This is a genomic window from Veillonella sp. KGMB01456 (genome assembly GCF_023051165.1).
In the GTDB taxonomy this organism is placed as follows: Bacteria; Bacillota; Negativicutes; order Veillonellales; family Veillonellaceae; genus Veillonella_A.
In genome coordinates, this window is record NZ_JALKIG010000013.1 from 1 (window position 1) to 13,112 (window position 13,112).

Genomic DNA, 13,112 nt, shown 5'->3' on the forward strand with positions numbered 1-13,112 from the left:
AAAACCGACCTCCTTAAAATTAGATTTTTAGGTCTAACTTTAAGGGGTCGGTTCACAACACTACACCCTTAATTCGTTTTGTGCTACCGTTCTGATGGCTTTTAGCCAATTCAGACACTACTACATACATACCCTTTGTCTTGCTCCATACTACCTTGAATACCTTATTCATACTCTGTAACTCCTTTACCTACCCACACACAACCCTAATTACTAGTTTGTAGCGATATTTTTCAAAAAATTATTCCCAAAAATTAATATAAAATTACATCGCTTCCTAACTATTTCGGATGATTGGCTCCCACAAATCATCCATAATTCGTTAATAATCTTTCCCTTAAAAATAAAAAAATACCATTTATTTGATTATCAACATATATTTATCACATCTTGTGTTGATATATGTCAGTTAATCCTATTATTTATATATAAATAAATATTCAATTACTACCATCCCCTTTCAAAATACTTTCATGAGATATATAACCCTATTTAACCAATCGATTATTATTTATCTCATTTAACTTTCCCTAAATTTATACTATACACATCTTAATTCTATATTCATTTTATCACCTTTCATTTTCATATTCAACTACAAAAGACTAAATTTTTCACCGTCAACTTTATTTTTTATTTTGTTATAATTTTTATAAACTCAAAACATCTAAAATGTACGATAACAATAGGTTTAAACGGCAATTTATTAATGATATATTTTATTTTTATATTCAAAATTACACATTACATAAATTTTTATCAGTCTTCTACAAAGAGACAGTCAATATTTTATCAATTAGAACGATGTATATTCTTGAGATAAAAATTCATTTTTCATCTTAAATCCATAAAACCCTTATAAATTAAACTTTAATATTATATAATTATTGTGATGTCTTGTCATACTAAACCTCAGCCATCAAATATTACTTCTCAAGTACATATTTATCGATAAACAACCCCGTTTTCACACTACCATAATCTATTGAATATAAAGTTTTATGTATTTTTATACTCACTTTTGAGAATTTTTATAATTATCACTATCCGTGTCGACATCACATTTTCATAATCAATTCATTTTTAGCAACTATTAGTTTTATAATCGATATAATATCAGTTAAAATTCATAAATCGAAGTTTTTATATATAGCATAATTCAAAACAAACAAAAAAAGACGCTGTTTTATAACAGCGTCTTACTAATTAACAATATATAATTATTAAAATTTTTTCTGATTTTTGCAAAAATTTTTATATTTGAAATATAAAATTAGTCGTTATGAGAAGTTAAGAACTCAGCTAATTTTTCAACAGCTTCAGCTTCATCAGGACCATCAGCTTTTAACACTACTTCAGAACCTTTAGTAGCGCCCAAAGTTAATACAGTCAAAATAGATTTAGCATCAGCTTGTTTTTCACCGGAAGAAATCGTAATCTTCGAAGAAAATTTAGCGGCCAGTTGCGTAAAAAGCGTGGCAGGGCGCGCATGTAAACCGGATTCATTGGTAATAACTACTACTTTTTCAGTCATATCGGATACCTTCCTTCAGTAAAATCAACAAGGGACAGTAATAGGTTTCTTCCCTTATATCTTAATATAAATTTTGCCATTATAGCAATGTTTTTATTTTTATAAGCCTTTTTCAGCCAAAATCGATTTGGCGTAAGCCACAATTTCGGAAGCGGTACTCATAGTCAGTGCTTTTTCTGCAACGGCTTTACATTCTTCAACAGTTACGGAACGAACAATGTTCTTAACTACCGGAATCGCCGAGGCACTCATACTGAATTCATCGAGGCCAAGTCCCAAAAGAATCATAGTCGCCACCGGATCACCGGCCATTTCACCACACATACCGGTAATCTGTTTCGCCTCATGACTGGCTTCGATCGTATGTTTAATGAGGCGCAATACGGCCGGATGCAACGGCTGATATAAGTGACCGATATTTTCATTCATACGATCCACCGCTAAGGTGTACTGGCATAAATCATTGGTGCCGATACTGAAAAAATCCACATGCGGCGTGAATAATTCGGCCGCTGCAGCCACCGCCGGGATTTCAACCATAATACCGATTTGAATATCTTCATTAAAGGCGATACCTTCAGCTCGCAGTTCTTCTTTAGCCGTTTCCACAACCGCATTAGCGGCTTTAATTTCTTCTACCGAGGCAATCATCGGATACATAATCTGAGCATCGCCAAACGCACTGGCACGCAAAATTGCGCGCAATTGTGTTTTAAAAATATCCGTCCGATCTAAACTGATACGAATGGCACGATAGCCGAGGAATGGATTCATTTCTTTCGGCAACTGTAAGCATTTAAGTTCCTTGTCACCGCCGATATCCATAGTACGAATAATAACCGGACGCCCACCAAGGCGTTCAACCGCTTTTTTATACGCTTCAAACTGCATCTCTTCAGATGGCAGTTCATCGTTTTTCATATATAAGAATTCGGTGCGGAATAAACCGATGCCTTCAGCACCTAAATGGCAGGCATGGGATGCATCTTCCGCCTTGCCTACATTGCCGAAGAGCAAAATTTCTTTGCCGTCTTTGGTTACGGCCGGTAAGGTAGCCGACTCTTTTAATACTTGGAGATGCTCACGATATGCCTTAGCTTCGGCGGTGTATGTTTCAAAATCGGCATCACTCACGTGGAGCAACACTTCACCTTCCGTGCCTTTAACAACCGCTTTTTCACCGTTTTCAAAAACAGAAATGTCCCCTAAGCCCATAACGGCCGGGATTTCCAACGTACGTGCCATAATAGCGGCATGACTGGTCGGGCCACCACTGGCCGTCACCAAACCTTTAACGATATTTTTATTCAACGCCGCCGTATCGGATGGTGTTAAATCTTCGGCCACCAGAATCACTTCACCGGTCAAATGAGCTAAGCCACGCGGGCTCATGCCAAGTAAATTACGCATTAACCGATCGCCAATATCCTTAATATCGGCACCGCGTTCACGCATGTATGGATCTTCCATGGCCAGGAACATATCCGCAAAGGTATTGATTGTCTGTTCGGCAGCAGCTGCGGCCGATTGCAAGCCATCTTTAATCTGCCCTTTAATGCTGTCACTGAGGGTCGGATCTTGCACGATTAAACCATGCGCTTCAAAAATGGCGGCTTCATCCTTCCCCATTGTAGCTCGGGCATGCTCTTCAATGGCTTTCAACTGTTCAATTGTCAACTGAATAGCCGATTCCAAGGCGCTGATTTCAGCCTCCACTTCGGCTGCAGTAATCACACGTTTTTCAATTACAATGGCTTCTTGCTTATACACATACACTGTACCGGTGCCAACACCGCGTGCTCCGGAAATCCCTTTGAGTGTTACCTGCTCCATATCGTTCCTCCGCAATCGTTCTTACACTTTAAAGTTCAATGTCGGTTTCAAACACTTCGGTCGCCGGCCCCGTCATGAATACGGTACCGTCATCAGCATACCGAATATGCAATGTCCCTAAATATACTGCCACGTCGACTTCGCGACCGGTAAAACCATTCTGATGTGCCATAACCACACTACCGCAACAACCGGTGCCGCAAGCAAGGGTTGCGCCCGCACCGCGTTCCCAGGTGCGCACTTTAATATGAGTATCATCCACTACTTCAACAAAGTTAACATTCGTGCCTTGCGGAAATAACGGATGTTTCTCAATCTTAGGACCTAATGTCAAAAGAGGCACCTTCGTTACATCCTCTACAAATACTTCCGTATGAGGTACGCCCATAAGCACAGAGCTCACTTTATATTCCACGCCATCCACCGTAATCGGGAAATTCATAACTTCCGGCAAATCGGTATCCATAGGAATATCTTTGGCGGCAAAACTTGGTTTGCCCATATCAACGGTTACCTGTTCAACCTTGCCGTTTTTGATATGTAATGTCGGTTTCATGATGCCCGCCAACGTTTCAATGGTAAACGTTTCTTTTGTCATAATGCCGTGTTCATACGCATACTTAGCATAACAACGAATTCCGTTACCGCACATTTCTGCTTCACTGCCGTCGGCATTAATAATGCGCATGCGTATATCGGCAATATCCGAAGACACTACCACCATCAAACCGTCTGCACCGATGCCTGTTTGACGATGGCAAAGACGCTTAGCCAGCTCGCTATAATCTTTATTGCCACCGGCAAGCTCCGTAATAATCACGAAATCATTGCCAAGGCCATGCATTTTTGTAACTCTCATAATATATCTCCTATTTTCTGCAATTTTTATGCTTTACTATATTTTTACTATAATATTATATTTTACATAACTACTTTATAGTATCCGGTTAAAAATATTCTTAAATCTCTTCTAAAATTGCCTGTTACCGAAAATCTCTTATTTGAGTTATATTATATCACACTTTGAAGCATGATAATCATATAAAACGCTCATAATCAATCAATAAAAATCACATTGATTCACAATAAATCATATTAGAAAGTCTTATGTCAGAAATCAGAAATTGTAAAAAGTCTATTTTCAATGCCCATTTGGTATTATCATGCATACATTATAACTAATCTGAATAGTGCAGTATTCCAATTCTTTGATTTCTATGCTATACTGACATTATCCTAATCTGACAAACTTTTCTATAGAGTGTACACAATCACAAGGAAATCACCTAGATTAGTCCCCAACTATTATGTAATATGATACCTATATTACAAGGTGCCTTGCCATTGTTTATACTCTTATCATTTTGTAAAAAGGAGGTCCCCCAACAGTCTAACGTTTTGTTTTAACCGAATGTATGCAAACTGTATAAGTTTTTAACTATATTGTTTTTGTACGACACAATTCTTTAAAAGATAGGTTTTCAATACTAAGTAATTTTTTTATCATACGTTATTATTTTAATTTGTAGATATAAGCCTTTTAGGAATTTATTTCATAATATACACGTAAGGCCTTATATAGACGCTAATCTTAATAAAATGCTTAGTATAACTTGTTACTTTAAGTAAGTTACCCTCTGCGTTTAAGCGTGAAAGGATGATTGCACCAATGTTGACAACATTTTTAGCATTACTGCCAATCTTATGGTTAATCGTCGCATTAGCCATTCTTAAAATGCCGGCTTGGAAAGCCTGCGGTATCGCCGCTATCGGCTCTTTTATTCTTGCTATCACTTACTTTGAAAAAGGTGCAGGCGTTATGTTCTCCGGCGCCTTAGAAGGTGTTGCTCTTGCGGTATGGCCTATTTTACTCGTTATTACCGCTGCTATTTTCACTTACAACTTAGTGGTTCATACGAAAGCTATGGAAACCATTAAATTGATGTTATCCTCTGTTACTTCCGATACCCGTATCCTCGCCTTATTATTGGCTTGGGGCTTCGGCGCATTCATGGAAGGTATGGCCGGCTTCGGTACTGCCGTAGCGATTCCGGCGGCTATGATGGTAGCTGTAGGCTTTGACCCGCTCAAATCCATCTTAGCTTGTCTCGTAGCTAACTCCGTACCGACAACTTTCGGTTCCATCGCGATTCCGACAACGACGTTGGCATCCTTAACCAACCTTGATCCGGTTCATCTCGGTACCTTCATTTCCTCGCAATTATTTATTCTTAACGTAATTGCTCCATTCTTCGTTGTTGGTATCATCGGTGGCGGTTTCAAAGCGTTAAAAGGCGTTTTCACCATTACCTTATTATCCGGTTTGGCTTTAGCTGTGCCTGAGTTATTAATCAATGCAGCAGCCGGCCCTGAATTATCTGTAATGGTTTCTTCCGTTATCATCATGGGCGTTATTATCTTAGGTGCTAAATACTTACCTACTAATGACCCTGAATACAAAGTTGAATCTACAGCAACAACATCTGTAAGCGCAAAAGACGGCTTCGTTGCGGCTTTACCATTCATCTTAATCGTAATTCTCTTGATTTTAACTTCCAAATTGGTACCGGCTATTAACGGTCCGCTTTCCACGATTAAAACGGCTGTACCGATTTACCAAGGTCCTGGCGCTAAACCTTACACCTTCATGTGGGTTGCAACCCCTGGTATCATGATTTTCATCGCAGCTTTCATCGGCGGTTCTGTTCAGAAATCCAGCTTTGGTGAAATGTTTGGCGTATTGAGCAAAACATTTGCTAACTTGAAATTCACGTACTTAACCATTATCTCCGTAGTAGTTACTGCTAAATTGATGACTTACTCCGGTATGACTACCGATATTGCAAAAGCTTTAGTAGCTGCTACCGGTTCCTTGTATCCGGCCTTTGCTCCACTCGTTGGTGCGCTTGGTGCCTTCTTGACCGGTTCCGGTACAAATGCGAACGTACTCTTTGGGCCATTGCAGTTGGCAGCTGCTCATGACTTGGCTCCTGAATACAAAGACTTACCACTCTGGTTGGCTGCTATTAACTCCGGTGCAGCCGGTATTGGTAAAATGTTCTCCCCTCAGAGTATCGCCATCGCTATCGGCGCCGTTGCTCCTGCATTAGATGCTTATATCGAAAGCAACAAAGTTGACGCTGCTAAAGCAACTCAGTTGCGTGATAGCATTAAAGCCAACGTAATCATGGTGTCCGTATTAAAATACTTCATCATCTTCATCGTGGCCAATGGCGTTATTTCCTACTTTGGTCATAACTTCATCGAACACATCCAATCATTCTTGTTGTAATTTACAACTAAATGGATATAACCGCCTAAGTTTAAAACTTGCGGTTTATGTTAAAAAATTAGCCCTCGGCTCGTATCTCTTGAGATACGGCTCGAGGGCTTTTTGTTTCATCGCCTTTTTAAAATTATTGCTATTCTACTTACTTCCTATGCTTTTCTTAGCCGGAATACGTAGCGATTTTAAATACACTTTTTGTTCCGGTGTAATCCGGCGACTTTCCACCGCTTTTTGAATAGCTTTATTATGAGTCCAATCATCTAAATGCTGCGTTTGTAAATACGGCACCGCCTCATCGTAATTGAACGCCAGAGCTGTGGCAAAATACCAAGCGGTCATCATATTTACGTAATACTCGTCACTACGAATCGCTGCAATCGCATCAGCCTGATCCGGTTTAAACAAATCACCCAAGAAATAGGACATGAAGACACAAATCCCAAAGCGAATCGTATACGGATGTGAATCTTTCAGCCATTTAAAGGCTAACGGTTCCAATTCTTTTGTATGTTGAGCAAAGATTTTAGGTGAAATCGTATCGCAAGTTCCCCAATCTTCTACATATGGTAAGAAACGTTCCACCGCTTCAATTAATTGATCAAAATCATGCATTTCGGAAAACAAAATGGCATGCAATAAGTTTTCTTCAAAATATTTATGAGGTAGGTCAGCAAAAAAAGATTTAACCTGTGTCGGCTCTGATTTATCTGCCTGTTTGGCCTCTTTCAAAAGCATCTTGGCCAACTGACGCAATTTAGGAATTCGGATGCCAATTACCTTCTCCTGTGGCACCGCCGGATTAACCTTGCCCGTATATTCTTTATATGCTAAATCCTGTAATGCTAAAAGTTCCTTCGTTATATCTATTGCCATTGCTACACCTCCTGTAGGTTTAATCGTGCCTATTTATCTTGCCACTAAAGAATCGGATATTCTTTTATAATTTCTCCGTTATAATTGCTCATTCTTCAAAAGAGTCTCCAAATCTTCCACATCAATCACCGTGACACCCGCTTCACGCAAGCGTTTAGCAAAAATACCTTCTCCCGCGATTAGCTTTTTACTAAACGTTCCATCGTAAATCTCTTTAGGCCCACAAGATGGGCTGCGTGATTGTAAAACGGCGATTGTTACTTTATTTTCTTTAGCTATATCAAGGGCTCTTTCAGCACCATGCCGAAACTCCTGATCTACAGATACACCGTTCTTATCTATTACCACGCCATCTACAATCTCGGCCGGAATACGCGGTGTCGAAAGACCACCCAATACTTCAGGACAAACAGGGATTACTTCAAAGTCCGCATCAAGGTTCTTTTGCTTAGCAATATACTCGGCCAGAGCTTGATTGAAATTATTACCACCATTGTATTTACAGTTATTTCCTAATAAACAGGCACTTACTAAAATTTTTTTAGGCATAAAAACTCCTTATTCATCGGAATCTTCCAAAAAAATTATCGTTCCAGATACTTAACCGGCACTTCCTTGGTAAGCCACACATTATTTACGGATAGATAGAAAATATAACCGTCACGGCTCATCTCGCCACTTTTTACTTTGTATATAACCGGTTTGCCGTGCCTTTTACCTACTCGTGTAGCTGTCTCTTCATCCCCTGATAAATGCACATGCAAGCGCTTCATAGGCAATAAACCTTTTTCATCAATAGCTGCTACCGATTTTTCACCGGTTCCATGATATAAAATATCCGGAGGGATTGCCTCCTGTAACTCAACATCTACATCAATCGTATGGCCTTGGTTGGCACGAATCTTAGTATGACTTTCGTCGAAAGAGAATCGTTGCTTATTATTCGTCCGTACGATTTCTTCAAGTATTTCCATAGTTATGGCATGACGCGGCTGCATTTTCTCCAGTAGTTCCGCCACATCAGCCCAACCATGTTCATCAAGCTTAAGACCAATTTCCTGAGGTTTATGGCGCAGAACCATACTAACGAATTTACTCATGCGCATTAAGTTTTTAGGTATACTGTTATGGTCATACGGCATTAGATCCACTCCCTTAACTTATTAATTTAACAAGTTCCGCCTATCCTATATATAGAAATTTTAATTGCTAAAGTGCATCTCAATCATTGATTATAGTATTTCTATTTCTATTTCTATTTTTGTTTTTAATCTGCTTTACATAAAAAACTTCATCACAAAAAAAGCCTATACAACTATAATCCTTGTCTACCTCAAAATTGCCAAATCGCTCTCTAGCTTTTCTTGTCTCTCGCCTATTCTCTCGCATAATCCATATTAGTTTTTTCCCTTTTTCTAATAGCTGCTTTAAAAGAGAACGTGTAACAAGCAAATTCTCTTGTTCTGTATTCCATTTCTCTCCCATTATAATATTAATCGCCTTAACCTTATTATCATCACTATAAAATTCGTAGCCATTAGTATTATTAATTTGTAATATTTTTCTAATTAGAAAAGATGGCAGATCATAACTCACATCACCAATTTGAGGAAAATTACAAATACATTCATCTACAGCAGAATTTATATTTAAATTTGGTAGTTGATTTGTAAGTGAACTATCATATCTCTTCTTCCAAGGCATCCAACATATTTCTTTAGGTGTAATAGCATTATTTAAACTAATCCCACCATACCAATCAACAGGATTTGCTATACTAGTAGCTATATTAATATCTGTTTCCACTAAACGAATAAAACTGTCAAAATCAGCCTCATCTATTAAAATAGAATTTATATAAAGATTAGTCTCTACTCCTGCTTCACCCTCAAAGTGAGAATATCCACTTAATACAAGTAATTCATCTTCTCCAATAGGAAATTGTTGTTGAAAATTATCTATCTGTATCCATTTTTCCCAAGTAATATCCGGTGAATTATAAACAGCTTTTTTTACCTCATCAAGAGAATTAGATTTCCCTGAAATTATTACCGCTTCCATTTCGGGAATATGCCATGAATAAAGATTTCTTACTCTTTCAGAATCTAATGGCTCTATTTCTAATGCAGGAATATAAAAATTATCTAATAAACTATAATCATAAACATAGAAAGCAGCATTATTTTCATGACATAAAATATGGTCTGATAAAAAGCCACTAATATAATTTCTCGCTTGCCAAACATATTTTTCACAAATAGTCATTACACTGCTTTGACTTCCATGAGTATTAGGGTTATAAGATTGACTAATAGCAAAATCAACTCCATATACTTTATGATTCTCCACATCAAAATACTCAAAGTCCCTTTCATTCCAACCACATGATGTAATAAATTGAAATGCTGCAGATAAAATAAACTGATCTGATGATATATTAATATATTTAGGTTGATTCTTAGCAATATTTTCAATTAGTGTATTATAATTAATATCTAATTTTCTATTTCTATCACAAAAATAATAGTCTAAATAATCTATTAAAACATATCGACTCAAATCATATGTAATGCCTTTATAGCCACTCATACGAGTCCCTTTTAACGCCTCTTCGCTTAATTCAATATAAGTAGATGTAGCATTAAATGGTGGCAAATAATTATCTGCTTCTTTCGAAGTAATCACCCCACTATCCATTGCTTTACGAATAATTGAAGTCGAATAATATCTTATTGCAATATCACGATTTTTTTCAATCTGGTCTAGTCCTAAAATATTCTGCATTAACCAATCAGCAGAAGCTTTAAGTAATTCTGGATAGTCTTTTTCAAATAATAGACTCATTAAAATTGAAAATATATCGTTTCGAATTTGCGGATCATTAACAGAAGAAAATTTGAGAAATAATTTATAGAATTCTCCAGGTGTTTGAATTGCCCATTTCATAAGCGCTATCCTATAGTTTTGGCGCATAACATTATTCACTGTCGATAGAGCCCATGCATAAACCGTTGGCAGACCTTCTGCCGTGTCAGTATCTATTAAAAAATTCATGTCTTGCTCTAGTTTTAATTCCGAACTAGAATACCACTTATCGCCATAAGATCCCCTTAAATTACAAGGTACTGACCATAAAATATCCCGCTCTGCCGGGAATTCAAAACTAAGTAAAAACTCATTTAAAAGTGAAACTCCTAATGGATGTTGCGATTCCCTAGCTAATGGCAATACTATATAATTAGTAATAGCTCTTAAAATTTCAGCGTTCTCTGTCATCATCTGAAACAAGCGGAGTTTATAACTTTCTCCATCTGATTTCCTTGTAAAGCGTAATGCCAAAAACATTAGCTCAGTCTTAAAAGAATTACTTATTGTCGCGTCAATAGATAGATTATCTGTAATTAAAAAAGAAAATTTCTGAATTGAAATTATAGCTAATATATAATATGCATTGTGTTCCAATGCCTTACACGAGCTAAAGTCAATATCTTGTGGTCTCTCATACTCATCTATAAGCATCAAAGCCATTGCATAGTCAAAATAGCCTTGGATTCCCGGCTCGCAATAATAGATATCGAGAGGAAGAACTCCATTTTCATGCTCACAAGATTGATGTAATATTCCGTAGTTTTCAAGGTACTCAATTATACTTTTAGCTAGACTTAACTCGATAGACAATTCCTGCCTCAATGTGTTAATTAAATTTTCCCTTTTCAATCTTGAATTATTTTTGAATAAATTAGCTAATCTTAAAATTGACTTAAAAATGTATTGATCAGCTTTTGTAGCATCAATCACCTGTTTACAAAACTCTATTTCAATCAGTTTAATTTTTTCTCTTAATAAAGCAGAAATAGAAATATCTGCACTTGAATGATATTCTACTACCTTATCTTGATTAATCTCACAAAAAATCTTTAATGCCAAAGGCGTGTTCAATGCACTTTTTATCCATTCAGTATTCGAAATATCAACATTATATGCTTTAAGATATCTATCAATCAATTTACATGTCGCAGTATCACCACTTATACCAATATTAACTATCTTGCCTTCAATATTATTATCACTAAAAACATGTGGCCTTGATGTAAAGATAAACCTAATCAAAGGATATTTCTTAACAATCGCATTCGTACTTTGCACTCGTTCTATCCACTTTTCATAAGGCCATGATTCATCAAGTCCATCAATGAAAATTGCAATTTTAGGCAAAACGAATACCTCATCAGACTTATCTAGTGCATGAAATTTTTTTCGGCTTGCCAATGACATTAGGCCTTGCCATATTTCTTCTTCACTCCATTCGTTTGATAATCCTAAGCTAGAGCTTATAATGTCTTTCCATGTATCTGTTACAGCAATATCTCGGGCCTGAATTAATATCGCAACATGATATCCTTCTTTTAATAAATTATCTACTTCAGCAGCTATCCCATGCGTTTTTCCCACCCCGGGTTCTCCCAGGAAAAGTATACTTCTCCGGTCAATCCCTTTATTGAGTAAATCAAGTTCCGCTTGAATTGGTATATTACTCATTTGCTCTAAAATCTTTAAAACAGCAGAAAAATGAAAATAATGACTGTGTGATGCTTTACTTTCTTTAAGTCTTGATATAATAGCAAAAAAATTTATACCAAAAAAATTCTCATCAAAAGTAGCCTGAATAATAGACTCATTACTTAGCCATAATTGAATATTTTCTATTTCATTTGTTATTGATTGAAATTGTTTTCTTAACTCATTCAATAACATTACAGTTTGAGCATCTACTTCTCCACACACATTAATTAGTTTTTCTGATTCAGAATAAAACTCATTACATAAATTACGTAAATGTTCAAAAACTTTTTTCGATTTAATCCGCCATTCGGGCGTGCCTAAATAAGAAGTAATAGAATCATGGATATAACCAAAAGTATTTAATTCCGGAATATATTTAGTTTTCAACCAACTATTTTTACTCTTCTCAAAAGCAAATTCTATATTCTCTTCTGAAATCTCACCTCGTTCAAACCAAAACTTAAATATTCCAGCAGAGCATTGTTTTTGTAGTTCTTGAAGCAAACGGTTTTCATCCCATAAATCTATTATAAGATCAGGATAATCCTTTAATACTTCATTTTTTATTTTTTCCCAACGACTAGCTTCTGTATTATTACTATTAACCGTCAAAGAGCCTAGATTTCTAGGAATACACACGATATAGCGAGCAATAGTAGGTCTAACTCTTAATGCTGTATTAATAGAATTTTTAATCTGTTGCATTTGATTACTATTAATACTATTAGTAAACCATTTTGCCTGAAGACCGACCATTTTTTTATCAGAGAGAACTGCATAAGACTCTACCCCACCGTCTCCTCCGGCACCATTCACCACTCTAAACGAAGATAGTTCATTATCATAAGTTTCTTTGCACCAATTCTCAAAAAGTTGATTGCATAGGGTTTCAAATGCTTCAGTTGGAGCCTCATTATAAGTTTGAAAATTTGTCCAATTCATCTTTTCACCTCATTGCTTTAAATAATAAAAAATCAGCAAGGGTTAACCTGATAACAATAACATACAAAATTATAAGAA

General features: G+C 36.6%; 9 protein-coding genes. 1 reads left to right on the top strand and 8 read right to left on the bottom strand.

Going from position 1 to position 13,112, the window contains the following annotated elements; all coding sequences use genetic code 11:
- Positions 1–52 precede the first annotated feature (52 nt).
- The 4 genes from MXE28_RS05310 to dapF form a co-directional block, all read right to left on the bottom strand.
- On the bottom strand, positions 53–172 hold the full coding sequence (locus MXE28_RS05310; RefSeq protein ID WP_226974313.1) for an ESPR domain-containing protein: 120 nt from the start codon (positions 170–172) through the stop codon (positions 53–55).
- Positions 173–1,273: 1,101 nt separating this feature from the next.
- A complete protein-coding gene (locus MXE28_RS05315) occupies positions 1,274–1,534 on the bottom strand; it encodes an HPr family phosphocarrier protein (protein ID WP_021840113.1) in 261 nt (86 codons plus the stop codon).
- Between the two features lie 99 nt (positions 1,535–1,633).
- Positions 1,634–3,367, bottom strand: a complete 1,734-nt coding sequence (ptsP, locus tag MXE28_RS05320; protein WP_226974312.1) for a phosphoenolpyruvate--protein phosphotransferase — start codon at positions 3,365–3,367, stop codon at positions 1,634–1,636.
- A gap of 28 nt (positions 3,368–3,395) precedes the next feature.
- Positions 3,396–4,226, bottom strand: coding sequence for a diaminopimelate epimerase (dapF, locus tag MXE28_RS05325; protein ID WP_021840111.1), 831 nt, complete (start codon positions 4,224–4,226; stop codon positions 3,396–3,398).
- Positions 4,227–5,036: 810 nt separating this feature from the next.
- Between dapF and MXE28_RS05330 the strand changes: the two genes are divergently transcribed.
- Positions 5,037–6,659 carry an L-lactate permease gene (locus MXE28_RS05330; protein WP_021840110.1) on the top strand — a complete coding sequence of 541 codons (1,623 nt, stop codon included), beginning with the start codon at positions 5,037–5,039 and terminating at the stop codon, positions 6,657–6,659.
- Between the two features lie 135 nt (positions 6,660–6,794).
- Here the strand turns inward: MXE28_RS05330 and MXE28_RS05335 are convergent, their stop codons facing one another.
- The 4 genes from MXE28_RS05335 to MXE28_RS05350 all read right to left on the bottom strand — a co-directional run bounded on the left by MXE28_RS05335 (position 6,795) and on the right by MXE28_RS05350 (position 13,034).
- Positions 6,795–7,529, bottom strand: a complete 735-nt coding sequence (locus tag MXE28_RS05335) for a DNA alkylation repair protein (RefSeq protein ID WP_206512513.1) — start codon at positions 7,527–7,529, stop codon at positions 6,795–6,797.
- A 78-nt stretch (positions 7,530–7,607) separates the two neighbouring features.
- The gene (locus MXE28_RS05340) at positions 7,608–8,078 is read right to left on the bottom strand and encodes a DUF523 domain-containing protein (RefSeq protein WP_127057940.1); all 471 of its coding nucleotides are present in this window, start codon (positions 8,076–8,078) and stop codon (positions 7,608–7,610) included.
- A gap of 35 nt (positions 8,079–8,113) precedes the next feature.
- Positions 8,114–8,671: an RNA 2'-phosphotransferase gene (locus MXE28_RS05345; protein WP_127057941.1), complete on the bottom strand. Its 558-nt coding sequence runs from the start codon at positions 8,669–8,671 to the stop codon at positions 8,114–8,116.
- A 79-nt stretch (positions 8,672–8,750) separates the two neighbouring features.
- Positions 8,751–13,034: a hypothetical protein gene (locus MXE28_RS05350; RefSeq protein WP_226974311.1), complete on the bottom strand. Its 4,284-nt coding sequence runs from the start codon at positions 13,032–13,034 to the stop codon at positions 8,751–8,753.
- Positions 13,035–13,112: the final 78 nt, after the last annotated feature.

Excerpts from the sequence above, each read along its gene's own strand:
- MXE28_RS05310 (WP_226974313.1), bottom strand. The coding sequence starts at position 172 with ATGAATAAGGTATTCAAGGTAGTATGGAGCAAGACAAAGGGTATGTAT.
- MXE28_RS05315 (WP_021840113.1), bottom strand. The coding sequence starts at position 1,534 with ATGACTGAAAAAGTAGTAGTTATTACCAATGAATCCGGTTTACATGCG.
- ptsP (WP_226974312.1), bottom strand. The coding sequence starts at position 3,367 with ATGGAGCAGGTAACACTCAAAGGGATTTCCGGAGCACGCGGTGTTGGC.
- dapF (WP_021840111.1), bottom strand. The coding sequence starts at position 4,226 with ATGAGAGTTACAAAAATGCATGGCCTTGGCAATGATTTCGTGATTATT.
- MXE28_RS05330 (WP_021840110.1), top strand. The coding sequence starts at position 5,037 with ATGTTGACAACATTTTTAGCATTACTGCCAATCTTATGGTTAATCGTC.
- MXE28_RS05335 (WP_206512513.1), bottom strand. The coding sequence starts at position 7,529 with ATGGCAATAGATATAACGAAGGAACTTTTAGCATTACAGGATTTAGCA.
- MXE28_RS05340 (WP_127057940.1), bottom strand. The coding sequence starts at position 8,078 with ATGCCTAAAAAAATTTTAGTAAGTGCCTGTTTATTAGGAAATAACTGT.
- MXE28_RS05345 (WP_127057941.1), bottom strand. The coding sequence starts at position 8,671 with ATGCCGTATGACCATAACAGTATACCTAAAAACTTAATGCGCATGAGT.
- MXE28_RS05350 (WP_226974311.1), bottom strand. The coding sequence starts at position 13,034 with ATGAATTGGACAAATTTTCAAACTTATAATGAGGCTCCAACTGAAGCA.